Raw genomic sequence first — 19,406 nt, 5'->3', positions numbered from 1 at the left:
GTGCATGGCGGGCGATTTTTGCCGTCGTTGCCTGCCATAGTAAAAAAATGGTGGCAGCGAGGGAAAGAGGCCCGGCTGGCGCCGCCCCGTCCGAAAGCCCTGTCAACCTCGGCCCGAAAGGCCTGCAAACGCTGTTGAGCCGTTAAGGATATGCGGCTTCGTGTCTTGAAGTACGGGGCAGGGACACTCTATGTAGGGAGTATGAAGGTTAGAAGTGATTCCGGAGCGGTTTTTCGCGAAGGGCAGAGTTTGACAAAGGACGGACATGAAAAATCCAGTTGATACCGCCATGGCTCTGGTGCCGATGGTCGTTGAGCAGACCAATCGCGGCGAACGCTCCTACGACATATTTTCCCGTCTTCTCAAGGAACGCATCATTTTCCTCACCGGCCCGGTGGAAGACCAGATGGCTTCGCTCGTCTGCGCGCAGCTGCTTTTCCTCGAGGCTGAAAACCCGAAGAAGGAAATCGCACTCTACATCAATTCGCCAGGTGGCGTCGTGACCGCCGGCATGGCGATCTACGATACGATGCAGTTCATTCGCCCTGCGGTCTCCACGCTCTGCGTCGGCCAGGCCGCATCCATGGGCTCGCTGCTTTTGGCTGCCGGTGAAAAGGGAATGCGTTTCGCAACCCCGAACGCCCGCATCATGGTGCACCAGCCTTCCGGCGGTTTCCAGGGACAGGCATCGGACATCGAGCGTCACGCCCGCGACATCATCAAGATGAAGCGCCGCCTCAATGAAGTCTACGTGAAGCACACCGGCCGTACGCTCGAAGAGGTTGAAAAAACCCTCGATCGCGACCACTTCATGGATGCAGACGAGGCGAAGGACTGGGGCGTGATCGACAAGATCCTGACCTCGCGCCAGGAAATCGAAGGCGCCGCCGCGAATTGAGGCGCGCCGCTTTTTGACGTTTGTTTGAACCCGCAAAAGTAATTTCGGGGCTTTCAACCGCAACAGAAAGCGATATTAGTATATATAAAGGCTATGTTGAATTTTTATGACGTGGCCTTTGGTTTGATGGGGAATTCGTTGCAGCCGGTTGTCAGCTCATGTATCTGATACCGGTTAGTACCCCGGGAAACGAGGCGGATACGGCGATGCACCCCAAGGGCTGCCGTATCGGCGGGCGGTAAGTTGACCGCGATCCGTTTGGCGGACCTGCGGCGTGCTGGAAGGAAAGAGATATGAGCAAAGTCAGCGGCAGCAACGGCGGCGACTCTAAGAATACACTCTATTGTTCATTCTGCGGCAAGAGCCAGCACGAAGTCCGGAAACTCATTGCCGGACCGACGGTATTCATCTGCGATGAATGCGTCGAATTGTGCATGGACATCATCCGCGAGGAGAACAAGACGTCGATGGTGAAGTCGCGCGAGGGTGTTCCCACCCCGCAGGATATCATCAAGATCCTCGACGAATACGTCATCGGCCAGAAGCAGGCGAAGAAGATCCTGTCTGTTGCCGTTCACAACCACTACAAGCGCCTCGCGCACGCCTCCAAGAATGGCGATGTCGAGCTTGCGAAGTCGAACATCATGCTCGTCGGCCCGACGGGCTGCGGCAAGACCTATCTTGCCCAGACGCTCGCCCGCATCATCGACGTTCCCTTTACCATGGCGGACGCAACGACGCTGACCGAAGCCGGTTATGTCGGCGAGGACGTGGAAAACATCATCCTGAAGCTGTTGCAGGCTGCGGATTACAATGTCGAGCGCGCCCAGCGCGGTATCGTCTATATCGACGAAGTCGACAAGATTTCCCGCAAGTCGGACAACCCGTCGATCACGCGCGACGTGTCGGGCGAGGGCGTTCAGCAGGCGCTTCTGAAGATCATGGAAGGCACGGTCGCTTCCGTTCCGCCGCAGGGCGGTCGCAAGCATCCGCAGCAGGAATTCCTGCAGGTGGATACGACCAACATCCTGTTCATCTGCGGCGGCGCGTTTGCCGGCCTCGACAAGATCATCTCGGCCCGTGGTGAAAAGACCTCGATCGGCTTCGGTGCGACCGTCAAGGCGGAAGACGATCGCCGTGTGGGCGAGGTGCTGCGCGAGCTGGAGCCCGAAGATCTGGTGAAGTTCGGTCTCATCCCGGAATTCATCGGCCGTCTGCCGGTTCTCGCCACGCTGGAAGACCTTGACGAGGATGCGCTGATCCAGATTCTGTCCGAGCCGAAGAACGCGCTGGTCAAGCAGTATCAGCGCCTGTTCGAGATGGAAGATGTGGAACTGACCTTCCACGAGGACGCGCTGCGCGAAATCGCCCGCAAGGCGATCACCCGCAAGACCGGCGCCCGCGGCCTGCGCTCGATCATGGAAAAGATCCTTCTGGATACCATGTTCGAACTGCCGACGCTGGAAGGCGTGCGCGAAGTGGTCATTTCCGACGAGGTCGTCAGTGGCCTTGCGCGTCCGCTCTACATCTATGCGGATCGTCAGGAAGAAAAGACCAACGTTTCGGCCTGATCGGCCGGTCCGGTGCTTTGATGAAGTCAGAAGGCCCGCCTCCGTGCGGGCCTTTTCTGTTGTCGCCCGTTGTGAAACTTGCGCCTAACTTGGCGAAGCCCGATTTTGCGTTTGGAGCGGATTGCGCTTTGCTGATAAAGTCTTACAACTGATTTGCAGCGCGATATGACGGAAATGTGAATTCCCGTCGGCGACCCGGTTCCCATGTCCTTCGGGATAACCGGAAATGTCGGGAGTACTAGCCGGCGCTGGGTTTTGTTGAATTTCACGGTCTTGCGGCTTAGCGGGACCGTCTGTTCCGGCGACTTGAAATCGGTGTTTCGAAACTCCACTTTCAGTCTCGAGAAATGAATGTGCCGGATGCCCCAAGCTGTCCGGCAAAGTGTCCCGAAAGGGACCATGGAAAGGAAATGATATGACGAACATCACGTCTGCGGCATCTGGCGGTACCTATCCGGTACTTCCCCTGCGCGACATTGTCGTTTTCCCGCATATGATCGTTCCCCTGTTCGTCGGGCGGGAAAAATCCATCCGTGCGCTCGAGGAAGTCATGGGTTCGGACAAGCAGATCATGCTTGTCACCCAGATCAACGCCAGCGATGACGATCCGGCCCCGGAGGCCATCCACAAGGTCGGCACGGTCGCCAATGTCCTGCAGCTTCTGAAGCTTCCCGACGGCACCGTGAAGGTGCTGGTGGAAGGCAAGGGCCGCGCCCAGATCGACAGCTACACCGGCCGTGAAGACTTCTATGAAGCCACTGCGACGCCGTTGCAGGAGCCTGCCGAAGATCCGGTCGAGATCGAGGCGCTGTCGCGTTCGGTCGTGTCTGAATTCGAGAGCTATGTGAAGCTCAACAAGAAGATTTCGCCCGAGGTTGTCGGCGCAGCCGGCCAGATCGACGATTATTCGAAGCTTGCCGATACGGTCGCTTCGCACCTGTCGATCAAGATCACCGAAAAGCAGGAAATGCTGGAAACCGTCAGCGTGAAGCAGCGGCTTGAAAAGGCGCTCGGCTTCATGGAAGGCGAAATTTCCGTGCTGCAGGTCGAAAAGCGTATCCGTTCGCGCGTCAAGCGCCAGATGGAGAAGACGCAGCGTGAATATTACCTGAACGAACAGATGAAGGCGATCCAGAAGGAACTCGGCGACGGCGAGGACGGCCGTGACGAGATGGCCGAGCTGGAAGAGCGCATCGCCAAGACCAAGCTTTCCAAGGAGGCCAAGGAAAAGGCTGAGGCGGAAATGAAGAAGCTTCGCCAGATGAGCCCGATGTCCGCGGAAGCGACCGTCGTGCGCAACTATCTGGACTGGCTGCTCGGTCTGCCCTGGGGCAAGAAGTCGAAGATCAAGGCCGACCTCAACGCCGCCGAGAAAATCCTCGATCAGGATCATTTCGGTCTCGACAAGGTCAAGGAACGCATCGTCGAGTATCTCGCCGTACAGGCGCGCGCCTCGAAGATCCGCGGCCCCATCCTGTGCCTCGTCGGCCCTCCCGGCGTCGGCAAGACCTCGCTCGCCAAGTCGATCGCCAAGGCGACCGGCCGCGAATATGTGCGCATGGCGCTTGGCGGCGTGCGTGACGAGGCGGAAATCCGCGGTCACCGCCGTACCTATATCGGCTCCATGCCGGGCAAGATCGTCCAGTCGATGAAGAAGGCCAAGAAGGCGAACCCGCTCTTCCTGCTCGACGAAATCGACAAGATGGGCATGGATTTCCGTGGCGATCCGTCGTCGGCTCTGCTCGAGGTGCTCGATCCGGAACAGAACTCCACCTTCATGGACCATTACCTTGAAGTGGAATACGACCTGTCCGACGTGATGTTCGTGACCACGGCCAATACGCTGAACATTCCCGGCCCGCTGATGGACCGTATGGAAGTGATCCGCATCGCCGGTTACACGGAAGACGAAAAGCGCGAAATCGCCAAGCGTCACCTGTTGCCGAAGGCGATCAAGGAACATGCCCTGCGTCCGGAAGAGTTCTCGGTTACCGATGACGCCCTGATGGTCGTCATCCAGCAGTACACTCGCGAGGCGGGCGTGCGCAGCTTCGAACGCGAGCTGATGAAGCTGGCGCGCAAGGCCGTCACCGAGATCATCAAGGGCAAGGTCAAGTCCGTGGAAGTCACCGCTGCCAACGTGCCGGATTATCTGGGCGTTCCGCGGTTCCGCCATGGCGAGGCCGAGCGCGAGGATCAGGTCGGCGTCGTCACGGGTCTTGCCTGGACGGAAGTTGGCGGTGAGCTGCTCACCATCGAAGGCGTGATGATGCCGGGCAAGGGCCGCATGACGGTTACCGGCAACCTCAAGGAAGTGATGAAGGAATCCATTTCGGCGGCGGCATCCTATGTCCGTTCGCGCGCCGTGGACTTCGGCATCGAGCCGCCGCGCTTCGACAAGAGCGACATCCACGTGCACGTTCCGGAAGGTGCGACCCCGAAGGACGGACCGTCCGCCGGCGTTGCCATGGCGACCGCCATCGTCTCCATCATGACCGGCATCCCGGTCTCGAAGGATGTGGCGATGACGGGCGAGATCACGCTTCGCGGTCGCGTGCTGCCGATCGGCGGCCTGAAGGAAAAGCTGCTCGCAGCCCTTCGCGGCGGCATCAAGAAGGTGCTGATCCCGGAAGAAAACGCCAAGGATCTGGCGGAAATTCCGGACAATGTGAAGAACGAGATGGAAATCATCCCGGTGTCGCGCATGGGCGAGGTCATCAAGCACGCCCTTATCCGCCAGCCGGAGCCCATCGAGTGGGACGGCAGCATCGAGACGCCGGTGATCGCAACCGTCGAAGGCGTCGACGACGGCAGCCAGACCATCGCGCATTGATAATGCATCGTCGCGAGGGGCGGGAATCGCCTTTCGCGACGGCTGCTGCATAGATTCAATGTGTTAGGTGTCTGAAGGCGCATGTGGCGTAAAGCTGCGCACAAGTGATGCGAATTTGGCACGAATATGTGGAAGGCCGGCAGAAATGTCGGCCTTTTTTGTGAAAAAAAACGCAGACCCCTTGTTTTTCAGGCGATTCCAGCGCTTTTGGGTTGCTGCGCGCGGATGCGAACGTATTCTGCGCCGGCTTAATTTGAGTCGTTTCAAACCATTGAAAGGGGTGGAAACATGAACAAGAACGAGCTCGTCTCTGCTGTTGCCGAAAAGGCTGGTCTCACGAAGGCAGATGCTGCTTCCGCTGTTGATGCTGTATTCGAAACTGTACAGGGCGAACTGAAGAACGGTGGCGACATTCGTCTGGCCGGCTTCGGCAGCTTCTCCGTCAGCCGTCGTGAAGCCTCCAAGGGCCGTAACCCTTCCACGGGTGCTGAAGTCGATATCCCGGCTCGCAACGTACCGAAGTTTTCCGCAGGCAAGGGCCTGAAGGACGCCGTCAACTCGTAAGGTTTCCGGAAAGCCGCAACGCCCGGCGGCGGGCGGGCGGCTTTTCAGGTTCACGAGGAAACATGTTTTGACGCCCTGACGCCGTCACATCGCCGCCAAAAGTGGGCGGTGTTTCGAGAAGCTCTTTTCGGACAGGCCGGGTTTTCCCGGTCAAGATGTGAATGAAAGCAGGGAAGCGCCTGTGTAGCTTCCATCCGGACACACGGCGTTTTTCTACGCGGAATGTGGGCATAAACACGAAAGCCCGGCCTTCTAGGCCGGGCTTTTTGATTCAGCGGTCAGGAAGTGTCATGCCACTGTCATGTCTGTAACGCAGAAGCCTTGGGGTATTTCTGGACCCAAGGGGGATTAAAATGGCGTTCCGATTTTCTCAAATGGCTTTGACCGCTGCACTGCTTACGTCCGCAGCCATCCCGGCCGCTGCCGAGCCGGTTTTCAACCGCATCGCATCTTTCCCGGTGGCAAAAAACCTTCCCGCGGACAAGGACGCCAAGTCCGTCACCTCGGCTGAAATCATCACCGCCAGCGAAGACGGCAAGACGCTGATCTATTCGGACAGCCCGCTTGGCGGCATCGGTTTCATCGACATCACCGACGCCAAGGCTCCCAAGGCCGGCGGCGCGCTGCTGCTCGAAGGCGAACCGACCTCCGTTGCTGTCGCAGGCGTCAAGGTTCTGGCCGGCGTCAACACGTCGGAAAATCGCGCCAAGCCGTCCGGCAAGCTGGTGACGGTCGATATTGCTACCAAGAAGATCGAAGCAAGCTGTGATCTCGGCGGCCAGCCCGATTCCGTCGCCGTTTCCCCGGACAAGACCTTCGCCGCCATCGCCATTGAAAACGAGCGCGATGAAGAGGTGAATGAAGGCGCCTTGCCGCAGATGCCAGCCGGTTATCTGGTGACTGTCGGCCTGAAGGACGGCGTCGCCGATTGCGCGACCCTGAAGAAGATCGAACTCACCGGCCTTGCCGAAATTTCCCCTGAGGATCCGGAGCCGGAATTCGTGTCGATCAACGCCAATGGCGAGATCGCTCTGACGCTTCAGGAAAACAATCATATCGTCATTCTCGACGGCAAGACCGGCACGGTGAAGACGCATTTCTCCGCCGGCAAGGTCGATCTTGAAGGCATCGATACGAAGACCGACGGCCAGTTGAAGTTCACTGACAAGCAGGAAGGCCGCAAGCGCGAGCCGGACGCCGTGAAGTGGCTGGACAATGACCGCATCGTCATCGCCAATGAGGGTGACTGGCAGGGCGGTTCGCGTGGCTTCACCATCTTCGACAAGACTGGCAAGCTCGTCTACGAATCCGGCTCCTCGCTCGAACACGCGGTTGCGGCCATCGGCCACTATCCGGAAAAGCGCTCCAAGGCCAAGGGCATCGAGCCTGAAGGTCTGGAAGCGGCGACATTCGGCGACCAGAAATATTTCTTCGTGCTGTCCGAGCGCGCCTCTGTCGTCGCTGTTTACAAGGATACCGGCAAGGAGCCGGAACTGACGCAGCTCCTGCCTTCGGGCGTTTCGCCGGAAGGCGCTGTCGCCATCCCGTCGCGCAACCTCCTTGCCACGGCCAATGAGGTCGATCTGATCGAAGACGGCGGCGTGCGCTCGCATGTCATGCTCTATGAACGCGGTGAAGGTGAAGCAGCCTATCCGCAGCTCGTTTCCGCGACCGTCGATGGTGCACCGATCGGCTGGGGCGCTCTTTCGGGTCTGGTCGGCGATGCCGAAAAGCCCGGCATTCTCTATGCCGTGTCCGACTCGGTCTATGGCAACCAGCCGTCGATCTTCACCATCGATGCGACGAAAAAGCCCGCTACCATCACCAGCGTCCTGCGCGTCAAGCGTGACGGCATCGCCGCCCAGAAGCTCGACATCGAAGGCATCACGCTGGACGGCAAGGGCGGTTTCTGGCTGGCTTCTGAAGGCGACAGCGCCAAGCTCGTGCCCCACGCGCTCTATAACGTCAACGCCAAGGGCGAGATCAAGGCCGAGATCGCATTGCCGAAGGAACTTCTCGCCGGCGACACCCGCTTCGGTTTCGAAGGCGTGACGATGATCGGCAAGGGCGACGACGCGACGCTGTGGATGGCCGTGCAGCGTGAGTGGGGCACGGACGAGAAGGGCTTCGTCAAGCTCGTTTCCTACAATCCGAAGTCCAAGGAGTGGGGCGCCGTGCGTTACCCGCTCGACAAGACCGAGGCAGGCTGGGTCGGCCTCTCCGAAATCGCCGCGCAGGGCGACTATGTCTATATCGTCGAGCGCGACAACCAGATCGGCGACAAGGCCAAGATCAAGAAGCTCTACCGCGTTGCGATCGCGGACCTGAAGCCGGGCAAGATCGGCGGCGAACTGCCGCTGGTGGCCAAGCAGGAAGCCCATGACTTCCTGCCCGACCTCAAGGCCCAGACCAACGGTTATGTCGTCGACAAGCTGGAAGGCTTCACCTTCGACAAGGCGGGAACGGCTTATGCCGTGACCGACAATGACGGCGTGGACGATTCTTCCGGCGAAACGCTGTTCTTCACCGTCAATATGAAGGCGATCAACTGATCGGGCCGATTTGGCGCCGCAAATGAGAAAAGCCGGGCTATGCCCGGCTTTTTTGTACGGCGAGGGGCTCCTTGGCCGGGTTTCCCGATCTTGCACGATGCCTGACGATGCAAGCCGTTAAAATCGGCATTGCGCTTCGATTTCGGATTGTGGAGGATTTCGTCCGGAGGCCATCCGGGAAAATGCTGCGGATCGATCGTAACGGATCACCGCCCCAGGGAATTCTTGCTTTTGGGAGTATCTTGTTTTTCCGAGTCCTGCTGGACCCAGCGGAAAAAAATATAAACAGGCAGCGCAATAAGCGCGAGTGTTACAAACGCGTCGATCGACATGGTTTCATCCATCAGTTCAACCGTTCATCATGAAACGGTGCGCAAACAATGCCTGAAATCTCTTTAGAAAGTCTGAATCTTCCTTATTTTCCGGTATGTTGCGGGCTGATACAGGGGGTGGTCAAGCTGTCGGAATATGGAACAGCAGTGCCGATTTGGCATGGTGTAACTGGAGAAAAGCGATTCCAGCGGCTGGGAATCATGACGACGCTTCACCGACCGCAGTAAGGGCAGGGGCGATAATTCCGAATACTCGAGGGCTTGTCGCATAGCGAAAACAAACACGAAGGATCTCGGTTTGACGGGTGATATTTAAATCTTCTGGGAAAATGGTGGGCGATGAGAGACTCGAACTCCCGACATCCTCGGTGTAAACGAGGCGCTCTACCAACTGAGCTAATCGCCCTTCGCGTGTCTCGGATCATGTCCGCCGCGTCGGTGGCCGTGATGTATTCGGATCGGAAAAAAACCGCAAGGGCTTTTGTGAAGTTTTTTTGTTTTTTTTGCCGAGAGAATTTTCCGGCGCCGGGAGCCGGGGGCAAAAAGCCGGGAACTGCGGGCTTTTTGCCTGAGACAAGACCCGAGGACGCCTTGATGGCCATGTGGAAATCCCGTTACGGAAGCCTGCGGCTGTGGACAAGTTTTTTGTTTTCGTTGGGAAAAGCCCGGAAATCTGGGCGTTTGCCGCAATCGCGTTCCAAGGCCTTCCGGTTTTTCCCGATCAAAATGAAGAAGCTTATTCTTTTGTCGTGAAACCTGCTTGACACCCCCGCACGAACGCCGTAGTTAGCCGCTCATCGAACAGCCGAGGCTGGTTCGAGCGGCGGGACTGGTTCCTGTCGTCAGGAGATGCGGGTGTAGCTCAGTCGGTTAGAGTGCCGGCCTGTCACGCCGGAGGTCGCGGGTTCGAGCCCCGTCACTCGCGCCATCCTGTACCTCGGAAAACGCAGATGAATGTCTGTGGTGCGCGGGTGTAGCTCAGTCGGTTAGAGTGCCGGCCTGTCACGCCGGAGGTCGCGGGTTCGAGCCCCGTCACTCGCGCCATTTCTTTCTCCTGAAATGTCTCCTCAAAAACAGATCGACGCGCGATTTGCGCGCTCGTCTATTGACGATTCCGGCACCTGATTCCGGGCTTTTTAAACGCGATTTTTCCTGCATTTTTTAGTCAAGTTTCGATTCCCGAATATCGTCACTTCACCGCCATCCGGACGTAAAATTCGTGTGACTTTTTTGCGGTTGCGTCGTTCAATCGATTATTATTGTATTTGAGGAGCTTAGGTCGGAATTGTGGCCCAAATTTGCGTCAATTCCGGCAATATTGTTGCCAATCAATGCGGCAGGTGTCTTGAAATGGTGCCTAAACTCTTGCAGAGAGAGCGCGGCTGCGCTAACGACTTTGGCGTTGCAACATATTTGTGCGCTCTTTGAGACTTCGGGTCACAAAGGCAGGTCCGGCACCCGGCCGGGCAGGGAAGAGACCATGACTGAACTCCTCAGTTCCTACATTCCGATCGCAATCTTCATCGGTATCGCTCTCGTCATCGGCCTGGCGCTTCTCATTGCGCCTTTCGCTGTCGCCTACAAGGCGCCGGACCCGGAAAAGCTCTCCGCTTTCGAGTGCGGTTTCAACGCCTTCGACGACGCCCGTATGAAGTTCGATATCCGCTTTTATCTGGTATCGATTCTGTTCATTATCTTCGATCTGGAAGTCGCCTTCCTGTTCCCATGGGCGGTGTCTTTCGGCGAGATGGGCTGGTTCGGTTTCTGGTCGATGATGGTGTTCCTCATCGTTCTCACCATCGGCTTTATCTATGAGTGGAAGAAGGGAGCGCTGGAATGGGCATGAGCCAGAACGACACCACGCTCGTTGCGCCGCAGCCGAAGGGGATCATCGATCCCTCGACTGGCAAACCGGTTGGCAGCAACGACGCCTACTTCACGGAAATCAATGACGAGCTGGCCGACAAGGGCTTTCTCGTCACCTCGACCGACGAACTGATCACCTGGGCCCGAACCGGCTCCCTGATGTGGATGCAGTTCGGTCTCGCCTGCTGCGCCGTCGAAGGCCTGATGCAGGCGTCCGGTCCGCGTTATGACATGGAGCGCTTCGGTGTCGCCCCGCGCGCCTCACCACGCCAGTCGGACGTGATGATCGTCGCCGGCACGCTGACCAACAAGATGGCGCCTGCTCTGCGCAAGGTCTATGACCAGATGCCTGAGCCGCGTTACGTCATCTCCATGGGCTCCTGCGCCAATGGCGGCGGCTATTACCATTATTCCTACGCCGTGGTGCGCGGCTGCGACCGCGTCGTGCCGGTGGATATCTACGTTCCGGGCTGTCCCCCCACGGCGGAGGCGCTGCTTTACGGCGTGCTTCTGCTGCAGAAGAAGATTCGTCGTACCGGTACGATCGAGCGCTAAGGGCAAAGGACGGATTAAGAATGAGCGAAGCTCTCAACGATCTTGCTGCTTACGTTAAGGAAGCGCGCGGTTCCCTCGTGGTGTCGGCCGATATCGCCTATGGCGAGCTGACGCTGAACACGACGCCTGAAAGCGTGATCGCGCTTTTGACCTTCCTGCGTGACGACGTGCAGTGCGGTTTCGTCAACATCATCGATATTTGCGGTGTCGACTGGCCGCAGCGCGAGAAGCGTTTCGATGTCGTCTATCACCTGCTGTCGCCGCGCCAGAACCTGCGCGTGCGCGTCAAGCTACAGGTGGCAGAAGACGAGGGCGTGCCGTCTTCGACCTCCGTTTACATGGGCGCGGAATGGTTCGAGCGCGAAGCCTGGGACATGTATGGCATTCCGTTCGAAGGCCATAAGGATCTCCGTCGTATCCTCACGGATTACGGTTTCGAAGGCCATCCGCTGCGCAAGGATTTTCCGGTTACCGGCTTTGTGGAAGTGCGTTACGATGACGTGCTGAAACGGGTTCTTTATGAACCGGTCGAACTGAAACAGGAATTCCGCAACTTCGATTTCCTCTCCCCGTGGGAAGGAACCGAATATGTTCTCCCGGGCGACGAAAAGGCCAAGCAATGAGCCAAGCCCCCGCGACAGAGCATGCGCAATGTCTTTGCGGCGCCGTCGGCCTCAATGCCGTCATCGGTGCCCGCGAATTCGGCGTTTGCCATTGCTCCATGTGCCGCCGCTGGTCCGGCGGTGCGTTTCTGGCTGTCGAATGCGCTGATATCTCCGTCGAAAACGAAGATAACCTCGGCGTCTATTCCTCGTCGGAATGGGGTGAGCGCTGCTTCTGCAAGAACTGCGGCAGCACGCTGATGTGGCGCTCGAAGGACGGCAAGCATTTCGCCGTTTCGCTGCAGGCTTTCGATAACCCTTCCAGCTTCAGGTTCGCGTCGCAGATTTTCACGGATGAGAAGCCCTCGAGCTACTCTTTCGCTGAAACCACGCAGAACATGACCGGCCCCGAATTCATCGCCATGATCACCTCGGCGGAGCACTAGAATGACTGAGCATAACGTCCGCAATTTCACGATCAACTTCGGTCCGGAACATCCGTCCGCGCACGGCGTGCTGCGTCTGGTTCTGGAACTGGACGGCGAAATCGTCGAGCGCGTCGATCCGCATATCGGTCTTCTGCATCGCGGCACCGAAAAGCTGATCGAGACCAAGACCTATCTGCAGGCTGTTCCCTATTTCGACCGTCTCGACTACGTCGCGCCGATGAACCAGGAACACGCTTTCGCGCTCGCCGTCGAAAAGCTGCTCGGTCTCGAAATCCCGATGCGCGGCCAGTTGATCCGCGTTCTCTATTCGGAAATCGGCCGTATCCTGTCGCATATCATGAACGTCACGACGCAGGCCATGGACGTCGGCGCGATGACGCCGCCGGTCTGGGGCTTCGAAGAGCGCGAAAAGCTGATGGTGTTCTATGAGCGCGCCTGTGGCGCCCGCATGCACTCGGCTTACGTTCGTCCGGGCGGCGTGCATCAGGACCTGCCGCCGGAGCTGGTCGATGATATCGGCAAGTGGTGCGACCCGTTCCTCACCGTTCTCGACAATATCGAGGGCCTGCTGACCGACAACCGCATCTACAAGCAGCGTAACGTCGATATCGGCGTCGTCTCGCTTGAAGACGCCTTCGCCTGGGGTTTCACGGGCGTGATGGTACGCGGCTCGGGCGCTGCCTGGGATTTGCGCCGCGCGCAGCCCTATGAGTGCTATTCCGATCTCGAATTCGACATTCCCGTCGGCAAGAACGGCGATTGCTACGATCGTTACCTGATCCGTATGCAGGAAATGCGCGAATCCGTGAAGATCATGAAGCAGTGCGTCGATCTTCTCTCCGGCAAGCACCGCATCGGCCCGGTCTCCTCGCTGGACGGCAAGGTGGTTCCGCCGAAGCGCGGCGAGATGAAGCGTTCGATGGAAGCGCTGATTCACCACTTCAAGCTTTATACCGAAGGTTACCACGTTCCGGCCGGCGAAGTTTACGCCGCCGTCGAAGCGCCGAAGGGCGAGTTCGGCGTTTACGTGGTCGCAGACGGTTCGAACAAGCCCTATCGCTGCAAGATTCGCGCGCCGGGCTACGCACACCTGCAGGCCATGGATTTCCTGTGCAAGGGCCATCAGCTTGCTGACGTTACAGCCGTGCTCGGCTCCCTCGACATCGTGTTCGGGGAGGTCGACCGCTGATGCGTCTGCCGCTGGCCATACCGGCTTTTCTCGCTGCGATGTCTGCCCCCGCTCTCGCCCAGACGGCGACGGACGAGGGCGGCATATCGCTGTCGAGCGGCGGCTCTTCGACCATCAAGCAGCTTCTGTCGTCGGGATACGAGATCAAGGCCTCGGTTCCCAATGGCAGCAAGTTCATCGTGTTCATGCAGAAAGACAAGGCGGCTTACGCCTGCGAATTCGTCACGGTGGCGAGATCGCGTTGTGAGACGTTAAACTGAAAAGGCGTGAGGAAGTATGTCCGTTCGTCGACTAGCCGAAGATCAGTTCCAGCCCGTGGCGTTTGCCTTCAATGCGGAAAATACCGCATGGGCTGAAAAGACGATCAAGAAATATCCCGAGGGACGCCAGCAATCGGCGGTCATCCCGCTGCTCATGCGTGCGCAGGAGCAGGACGGCTGGGTTACCCGCGCCGCCATCGAGAAAATCGCCGACATGCTGGATATGGCCTATATCCGCGTCATGGAAGTGGCGACCTTCTATACCCAGTTCCAGCTGAAGCCGGTCGGCACGCGCGCCCACGTTCAGGTTTGCGGCACCACGCCCTGCATGCTGCGTGGCTCGGAAGCGCTGATGGACGTGTGCCGCAAGAAGATCCACCACGATCCGCTGCACACCAATGAGAGCGGCACGCTCTCCTGGGAAGAGGTGGAATGTCAGGGCGCCTGCGTCAACGCGCCGATGGTCATCATCTTCAAGGATGCCTATGAGGACCTGACGCCCGAGCGTCTGGAAGAGATCATCGATACGTTTGAGGCAGGCAAGGGCGACACCGTCAAGACCGGCCCGCAGATCGACCGTCACCAGTCGGTCCCGGTCGGCGGCCTGACGACGCTGACGGAAGAGATCAAGCCGGATCGCTCCAATCTCGACAAGCCGGCCGAAGTGGTTGCGGACGCCGCACCGGTTCCGCCGTCCAACGCCGCCAAGCCGAAGACGGACGCGCCGGAAACCGATCCGAAGCTGAAGACGCCGGCGACCGCGCCGAAGGCTGCCGAAGCCAATGTAAAGACCGCCGAAAAGGAAGCTTCGGGATCTGCGAAGCCGTCGCTCGATTCCAAGGATCGTCCGGCAGGCATCGAAAAGCCCGCAACGCCCGATGACCTGAAGCTCATTTCCGGCGTCGGTCCGAAGATCGAAGGCACGCTGCACGAGCTCGGCATCTTTACCTATGCGCAGATCGCCGGCTGGAGACAAGCCGAATGCGACTGGGTTGACGGTTATCTGAATTTCAAGGGCCGCATCGAACGCGACGAGTGGATCAAGCAGGCCGAGGCGCTCGCCAAGGGTGGCGAAGCCGAGTATATCAAGGTCTTCGGCAAGAAGCCGCGGTAAGAGGTGAAGCATGTTAAAAGATCAGGAGCGCATCTTTACCAATCTCTACGGCCTCAAGGACAAGTCCCTGAAGGGCGTGAGAGCGCGCGGCCATTGGGACGGCACCAAGCAGATCATCGAAAAGGGCCGTGACTGGATCATCAACGAGATGAAGGCTTCCGGCCTTCGCGGTCGCGGTGGCGCTGGCTTCCCGACGGGTCTCAAATGGTCCTTCATGCCGAAGGAAAATGACGGCCGCCCGCATTACCTCGTCGTCAATGCCGACGAATCCGAGCCCGGCACCTGCAAGGACCGCGAAATCCTGCGCAACGATCCGCATACGCTGATCGAAGGCTGCGTGATCGCCGGTTTCGCCATGGGCGCGCATACGGCCTATATCTACGTTCGCGGCGAATATATGCGCGAGCGTGAGGCGCTGCAGGCGGCCATCGACGAATGCTACGATGCCGGCCTACTCGGCAAGAACAACAAGAACGGCTGGGACTTCGATATCTACGTCCATCACGGCGCGGGTGCGTATATCTGCGGCGAAGAGACCGCTCTGCTCGAAAGCCTCGAAGGTAAGAAGGGCCAGCCGCGTCTGAAGCCGCCGTTCCCGGCCAATATGGGTCTTTACGGCTGCCCGACGACCGTCAACAACGTCGAATCCATCGCCGTTGCGCCGACCATCCTGCGTCGCGGTGCGGCCTGGTTCTCGTCCATCGGCCGTCCGAACAATGTCGGCACCAAGCTGTTCATGGTCTCCGGCCATGTCGAGCGTCCGTGCACCTTCGAAGACGCGCTGGGCCTGTCCTTCCGCGAGCTGATCGAACATCATTGCGGCGGCATTCGCGGCGGCTGGGACAATCTGCTCGGCGTCATCCCCGGCGGCGCATCCTGCCCCATCGTTCGCGGTGAGGACATGAAGGACGCCATCATGGATTTCGACGGCATGCGCGAAGTGAAATCCTCCTTCGGCACCGGCGGCATGATCGTCATGGACAAGTCCACCGACGTCATCAAGGCGATCGCTCGCATCGCGGCCTTCTTCAAGCATGAAAGCTGCGGCCAGTGCACGCCGTGCCGCGAAGGCACCGGCTGGATGTGGCGCGTGCTGGAGCGCATGGTCAAGGGCAACGCCCAGAAGCGCGAAATCGACATGCTGTTCGAAGTGACGAAGCAGATCGAAGGCCACACCATCTGTGCGCTCGGCGACGCCGCCGCATGGCCGGTACAGGCGCTGATCCGCAATTTCCGTCCGGAAATCGAAAAGCGCATCGACCAATATACCTACAGGGCCATGGATGATGGCGCTGTTCTGGAAGCCGCTGAATAAGCATTGAGGCTTCAGGCGGAGCCGGAGTTTTCCGGCCTCGCGACACCATGAAGCATCTGGCAGACGATATGAGTGCCGGACGCGATTAAGGATTTGTTGCGGACCGTGTGAGACATGGGACGAACAGGCAACAGGACGTAAGTAGAACCATGGCAAAGCTCAAGGTTGACGGTAAAGAGATCGAGGTTCCGGATCATTTCACGCTGTTGCAGGCGTGCGAGGAGGCTGGTGCCGAAGTTCCGCGCTTTTGTTTTCATGAGCGCTTGTCGGTCGCGGGTAACTGCCGCATGTGTCTCATCGAGGTGAAGGGCGGACCGCCCAAGCCTGCCGCTTCCTGCGCCATGGGCGTTCGCGACGTTCGCGGCGGCCCGAACGGCGAATTGCCGGAAATCTTCACCAACACGCCGATGGTCAAGAAGGCTCGCGAAGGCGTGATGGAATTCCTGCTCATCAACCACCCGCTCGATTGCCCGATCTGCGACCAGGGCGGCGAATGCGACCTGCAGGACCAGGCCATGGCCTTCGGTATCGCCGGTTCGCGTTACGCGGAAAACAAGCGCGCGGTTGAAGACAAATATATCGGCCCGCTCGTCAAGACGGTGATGAACCGCTGCATCCACTGCACGCGCTGCGTCCGTTTCACCACGGAAGTGGCCGGCATTGCCGAACTCGGCCTCATCGGCCGCGGCGAAGATGCAGAAATCACCACCTATCTCGAACAGGCCATGACCTCGGAGCTGCAGGGCAACGTTGTTGACCTCTGCCCGGTCGGTGCGCTCACCTCCAAGCCCTTCGCCTTCACCGCCCGTCCGTGGGAACTGAACAAGACCGAAACCATCGATGTGATGGACGCGCTCGGTTCGGCGATCCGCGTCGACACCCGTGGCCGCGAAGTCATGCGTGTCATGCCGCGCGTCAACGAGGCGATCAACGAAGAGTGGATTTCCGACAAGAGCCGCTTCATCTGGGACGGCCTGAAGACACAGCGTCTCGACCGTCCTTACGTCCGCAAGGATGGCCGTCTGCAGCCCGCAAGCTGGGGTGAAGCCTTCGGCGCTATCAAGCAGGCGGTTGCCGCGACCAACGGCCAAAAGATCGGCGCGATTGCCGGCGATCTGGCCTCCGTCGAGGAAATGTTCGCGCTGAAGTCGCTTCTCGCTTCGCTCGGCTCGGCCAATGTCGATTGCCGTCAGGATGGCGCTGCACTCGATCCGTCGCTCGGCCGTGCAAGCTACCTGTTCAACTCCACCATCGAAGGCATCGAACAGGCCGACGCCCTGCTGATCGTTGGTTCCAATCCGCGTTACGAAGCGGCCGTGCTCAATGCCCGCATCCGCAAGCGCTGGCGTCGTGGCGGTTTCCCGATCGGCGTGATCGGTGAAGCCGGCGAACTGCGCTACAATTACGAATATCTCGGTTCCGGCGCTGAAACGCTGTCCGATCTGGCCAATGGCTCGCACAGCTTCGTCGACAAGCTGAAATCCGCCAAGAACCCGCTGATCATCATCGGCCAGGGTGCTCTGGCGCGCGCCGATGGTGCAGCCGTACTGGCTGCCGCCGCCAAGCTTGCTACCTCGGTAGGTGCTGTCACCGAAGAGTGGAACGGCTTCTCGGTTCTACACACCGCAGCTGCCCGCGTTGGCGGTCTCGATATCGGCTTCGTGCCGGGCGAGGGCGGTGTTGCCGCCGCTGAAATGGTCGCCTCCATGGACGTTCTCTTCCTGCTCGGCGCCGATGAACTCGACCTGTCGAACAAGGGCGCCAAGTTCACCGTCTATATCGGTAGCCATGGCGATCAGGGCGCGATGAACGCCGACGTCATCCTTCCGGGCGCGGCCTATACCGAAAAATCCGGTATCTGGGTCAACACCGAAGGCCGCGTGCAGGTGGGCAACCGCGCCGGTTTCGCACCGGGCGAAGCCCGCGAAGACTGGGCGATCCTGCGTGCGCTGTCCGATGTTCTCGGCAAGAAGCTGCCGTTCGATTCGCTGTCGGCGCTCCGCGGCCAGCTCTTCGTCGCGCATCCGCATCTGGCGGAAACCGACGAGATCATCGCCGGCAACGGCAAAGATATCGAAGCGCTGGCCGGCAAGACCGGCTCGCTCAACAAGTCGGCGTTTGCCTCGCCGGTTAAAGACTTTTATTTGACGAACCCGATTGCGCGCGCATCCGCCGTCATGGCCGAGTGCTCCGCATTGGCCCGCAACAATTTCCAGGCTGCGGCAGAGTAAGGGTAGGGGATTTATGGAACAGTTTTTCTGGAGCTACGTCTGGCCCGCGCTGATCATGGTCGGCCAGTCCCTGCTGCTTCTCGTTTGCCTTCTGGTGGCCATCGCCTTCCTGCTGCTCGCTGACCGCAAGGTCTGGGCGGCCGTGCAGCTGCGCCGTGGTCCGAACGTCGTTGGTCCCTTCGGTCTCTTCCAGTCCTTCGCCGACCTGTTGAAGTTCATCTTGAAGGAACCGGTCATTCCGGCCGGCGCCAACAAGGCCGTCTTCCTTCTGGCGCCGCTGGTTGCGGTGACGCTGGCGCTCGCCACCTACGCCGTCATTCCCTTCAACGAAGGCTGGGTCGTCGCCAATATCAATGTCGGCATTCTCTATATCTTCGCGATTTCCTCGCTTGAAGTGTACGGCATCATCATGGGCGGCTGGGCCTCGAACTCGAAGTACCCGTTCCTCGGCGCGCTGCGTTCTGCCGCGCAGATGGTGTCCTACGAAGTGTCGATCGGCCTCGTCATCGTGACCGTTCTGCTTTGCGTCGGTTCGCTGAACCTGACGGACATCGTTCTGGCCCAGAAGACCGGCCTCGGCACCATGCTCGGCCTGCCGGCCTCGTTCCTCGACTGGCACTGGCTGTCGCTGTTCCCGATGTTCATCGTGTTCTTCATTTCGGGCCTTGCCGAAACCAACCGCCCGCCCTTCGACCTTCCGGAAGCGGAATCGGAACTGGTTGCCGGTCACATGGTCGAATATGGATCCACGCCTTACATGATGTTCATGCTCGGCGAATATGCTGCGATTGTCCTGATCTGCTGCCTGACGACGATCCTGTTCATGGGCGGCTGGCTGCCGATCGTGGATGTGTGGTTCCTGAACTGGGTTCCGGGCATTGTCTGGTTCGCGCTGAAGGGCTGCATGGTCTTCTTCATGATCGCTCTGACCAAGGCTTTCGTTCCGCGTTACCGTTATGACCAGCTCATGCGTCTCGGCTGGAAAGTGTTCCTGCCGCTGTCGCTCGCCATGGTCGTTATTGTTGCATTTGTATTGAAGCTGACGGGGTGGGCCGGTTGAAGTCCGTACTCCTCG

17 protein-coding genes and 3 tRNA genes are annotated in these 19,406 nt (G+C 59.1%); 18 read left to right on the top strand and 2 right to left on the bottom strand.

All coding sequences use genetic code 11. The features are described 5' to 3' along the window. Nucleotides 1-265 precede the first annotated feature (265 nt). From clpP to L904_RS12475, 5 genes are all read left to right on the top strand, one after another. Nucleotides 266-898: an ATP-dependent Clp endopeptidase proteolytic subunit ClpP gene (gene clpP, locus L904_RS12495; protein WP_003521529.1), complete on the top strand. Its 633-nt coding sequence runs from the start codon at nucleotides 266-268 to the stop codon at nucleotides 896-898. A 293-nt stretch (nucleotides 899-1,191) separates the two neighbouring features. Beyond that, complete coding sequence (gene clpX, locus L904_RS12490) at nucleotides 1,192-2,469, top strand: ATP-dependent Clp protease ATP-binding subunit ClpX (protein ID WP_059752638.1); 1,278 nt, start codon at nucleotides 1,192-1,194, stop codon at nucleotides 2,467-2,469. 415 nt (nucleotides 2,470-2,884) lie between these two features. Further along, nucleotides 2,885-5,302: an endopeptidase La gene (gene lon / locus L904_RS12485; RefSeq protein ID WP_059752644.1), complete on the top strand. Its 2,418-nt coding sequence runs from the start codon at nucleotides 2,885-2,887 to the stop codon at nucleotides 5,300-5,302. A 288-nt stretch (nucleotides 5,303-5,590) separates the two neighbouring features. Continuing rightward, a complete protein-coding gene (hupB, locus tag L904_RS12480; protein WP_006312721.1) occupies nucleotides 5,591-5,866 on the top strand; it encodes a DNA-binding protein HupB in 276 nt (91 codons plus the stop codon). A gap of 353 nt (nucleotides 5,867-6,219) precedes the next feature. After that, a complete protein-coding gene (locus tag L904_RS12475; protein ID WP_059762568.1) occupies nucleotides 6,220-8,418 on the top strand; it encodes an esterase-like activity of phytase family protein in 2,199 nt (732 codons plus the stop codon). 206 nt (nucleotides 8,419-8,624) lie between these two features. Here the strand turns inward: L904_RS12475 and L904_RS28525 are convergent, their stop codons facing one another. Both L904_RS28525 and L904_RS12470 read right to left on the bottom strand, forming a co-directional pair. Then, nucleotides 8,625-8,750, bottom strand: coding sequence for a hypothetical protein (locus L904_RS28525; protein WP_256364472.1), 126 nt, complete (start codon nucleotides 8,748-8,750; stop codon nucleotides 8,625-8,627). 330 nt (nucleotides 8,751-9,080) lie between these two features. Then, nucleotides 9,081-9,156 (bottom strand) — tRNA-Val (locus L904_RS12470). Nucleotides 9,157-9,173: 17 nt separating this feature from the next. On the opposite strand from L904_RS12470, the gene L904_RS28120 reads away from it, so the two are divergent. From L904_RS28120 to nuoH, 13 genes are all read left to right on the top strand, one after another. After that, nucleotides 9,174-9,503, top strand: a complete 330-nt coding sequence (locus L904_RS28120; protein ID WP_196248041.1) for a hypothetical protein — start codon at nucleotides 9,174-9,176, stop codon at nucleotides 9,501-9,503. 98 nt (nucleotides 9,504-9,601) lie between these two features. Further along, nucleotides 9,602-9,678 (top strand) — tRNA-Asp (locus tag L904_RS12465). A 39-nt stretch (nucleotides 9,679-9,717) separates the two neighbouring features. Next, nucleotides 9,718-9,794, top strand: a tRNA-Asp gene (locus L904_RS12460). Between the two features lie 436 nt (nucleotides 9,795-10,230). Further along, nucleotides 10,231-10,596 carry an NADH-quinone oxidoreductase subunit A gene (locus tag L904_RS12455; protein WP_035259670.1) on the top strand — a complete coding sequence of 122 codons (366 nt, stop codon included), beginning with the start codon at nucleotides 10,231-10,233 and terminating at the stop codon, nucleotides 10,594-10,596. Next, the gene (locus L904_RS12450; protein ID WP_059762566.1) at nucleotides 10,587-11,171 is read left to right on the top strand and encodes an NADH-quinone oxidoreductase subunit B family protein; all 585 of its coding nucleotides are present in this window, start codon (nucleotides 10,587-10,589) and stop codon (nucleotides 11,169-11,171) included. The genes L904_RS12455 and L904_RS12450 overlap by 10 nt, the downstream gene beginning before the upstream one ends. Nucleotides 11,172-11,191: 20 nt before the next feature. After that, nucleotides 11,192-11,794 (top strand): NADH-quinone oxidoreductase subunit C, encoded by a 603-nt coding sequence (locus L904_RS12445; RefSeq protein ID WP_003496465.1) that lies wholly within the window; start codon nucleotides 11,192-11,194, stop codon nucleotides 11,792-11,794. Next, a complete protein-coding gene (locus L904_RS12440; protein WP_003521523.1) occupies nucleotides 11,791-12,219 on the top strand; it encodes a GFA family protein in 429 nt (142 codons plus the stop codon). The genes L904_RS12445 and L904_RS12440 overlap by 4 nt, the downstream gene beginning before the upstream one ends. Before the next feature lies 1 nt (nucleotide 12,220). Beyond that, on the top strand, nucleotides 12,221-13,411 hold the full coding sequence (locus tag L904_RS12435; RefSeq protein WP_003496461.1) for an NADH-quinone oxidoreductase subunit D: 1,191 nt from the start codon (nucleotides 12,221-12,223) through the stop codon (nucleotides 13,409-13,411). Continuing rightward, entirely contained in the window at nucleotides 13,411-13,671 is a 261-nt protein-coding gene (locus L904_RS12430) for a hypothetical protein (RefSeq protein WP_003521522.1), read from the top strand. Before L904_RS12435 ends, L904_RS12430 begins: the two co-directional genes overlap by 1 nt. A gap of 16 nt (nucleotides 13,672-13,687) precedes the next feature. Further along, a complete protein-coding gene (locus tag L904_RS12425) occupies nucleotides 13,688-14,785 on the top strand; it encodes an NADH-quinone oxidoreductase subunit E (protein WP_035261465.1) in 1,098 nt (365 codons plus the stop codon). 10 nt (nucleotides 14,786-14,795) lie between these two features. After that, the gene (gene nuoF, locus L904_RS12420; protein WP_035261468.1) at nucleotides 14,796-16,100 is read left to right on the top strand and encodes an NADH-quinone oxidoreductase subunit NuoF; all 1,305 of its coding nucleotides are present in this window, start codon (nucleotides 14,796-14,798) and stop codon (nucleotides 16,098-16,100) included. A gap of 149 nt (nucleotides 16,101-16,249) precedes the next feature. Continuing rightward, on the top strand, nucleotides 16,250-18,331 hold the full coding sequence (gene nuoG / locus L904_RS12415) for an NADH-quinone oxidoreductase subunit NuoG (RefSeq protein ID WP_035261471.1): 2,082 nt from the start codon (nucleotides 16,250-16,252) through the stop codon (nucleotides 18,329-18,331). A gap of 13 nt (nucleotides 18,332-18,344) precedes the next feature. After that, a complete protein-coding gene (nuoH, locus tag L904_RS12410; protein ID WP_003496451.1) occupies nucleotides 18,345-19,391 on the top strand; it encodes an NADH-quinone oxidoreductase subunit NuoH in 1,047 nt (348 codons plus the stop codon). The last annotated feature ends 15 nt before the right edge of the window (nucleotides 19,392-19,406 follow it).

Origin of the sequence: Agrobacterium sp. LY4 (assembly GCF_001526585.1) — a bacterium.
GTDB classification, from domain to species: Bacteria; Pseudomonadota; Alphaproteobacteria; order Rhizobiales; family Rhizobiaceae; genus Agrobacterium; species Agrobacterium leguminum.
This window is presented reverse-complemented; position numbering and strand designations above follow the sequence as displayed.

Excerpts from the sequence above, each read along its gene's own strand:
- L904_RS12440 (WP_003521523.1), top strand. The coding sequence starts at position 11,791 with ATGAGCCAAGCCCCCGCGACAGAGCATGCGCAATGTCTTTGCGGCGCC.
- L904_RS12455 (WP_035259670.1), top strand. The coding sequence starts at position 10,231 with ATGACTGAACTCCTCAGTTCCTACATTCCGATCGCAATCTTCATCGGT.
- nuoF (WP_035261468.1), top strand. The coding sequence starts at position 14,796 with ATGTTAAAAGATCAGGAGCGCATCTTTACCAATCTCTACGGCCTCAAG.
- L904_RS28120 (WP_196248041.1), top strand. The coding sequence starts at position 9,174 with ATGTCCGCCGCGTCGGTGGCCGTGATGTATTCGGATCGGAAAAAAACC.
- L904_RS12450 (WP_059762566.1), top strand. The coding sequence starts at position 10,587 with ATGGGCATGAGCCAGAACGACACCACGCTCGTTGCGCCGCAGCCGAAG.
- L904_RS12430 (WP_003521522.1), top strand. The coding sequence starts at position 13,411 with ATGCGTCTGCCGCTGGCCATACCGGCTTTTCTCGCTGCGATGTCTGCC.
- lon (WP_059752644.1), top strand. The coding sequence starts at position 2,885 with ATGACGAACATCACGTCTGCGGCATCTGGCGGTACCTATCCGGTACTT.
- clpP (WP_003521529.1), top strand. The coding sequence starts at position 266 with ATGAAAAATCCAGTTGATACCGCCATGGCTCTGGTGCCGATGGTCGTT.
- L904_RS12445 (WP_003496465.1), top strand. The coding sequence starts at position 11,192 with ATGAGCGAAGCTCTCAACGATCTTGCTGCTTACGTTAAGGAAGCGCGC.
- nuoH (WP_003496451.1), top strand. The coding sequence starts at position 18,345 with ATGGAACAGTTTTTCTGGAGCTACGTCTGGCCCGCGCTGATCATGGTC.
- L904_RS12475 (WP_059762568.1), top strand. The coding sequence starts at position 6,220 with ATGGCGTTCCGATTTTCTCAAATGGCTTTGACCGCTGCACTGCTTACG.
- clpX (WP_059752638.1), top strand. The coding sequence starts at position 1,192 with ATGAGCAAAGTCAGCGGCAGCAACGGCGGCGACTCTAAGAATACACTC.
- hupB (WP_006312721.1), top strand. The coding sequence starts at position 5,591 with ATGAACAAGAACGAGCTCGTCTCTGCTGTTGCCGAAAAGGCTGGTCTC.
- L904_RS12425 (WP_035261465.1), top strand. The coding sequence starts at position 13,688 with ATGTCCGTTCGTCGACTAGCCGAAGATCAGTTCCAGCCCGTGGCGTTT.
- L904_RS28525 (WP_256364472.1), bottom strand. The coding sequence starts at position 8,750 with ATGTCGATCGACGCGTTTGTAACACTCGCGCTTATTGCGCTGCCTGTT.
- nuoG (WP_035261471.1), top strand. The coding sequence starts at position 16,250 with ATGGCAAAGCTCAAGGTTGACGGTAAAGAGATCGAGGTTCCGGATCAT.
- L904_RS12435 (WP_003496461.1), top strand. The coding sequence starts at position 12,221 with ATGACTGAGCATAACGTCCGCAATTTCACGATCAACTTCGGTCCGGAA.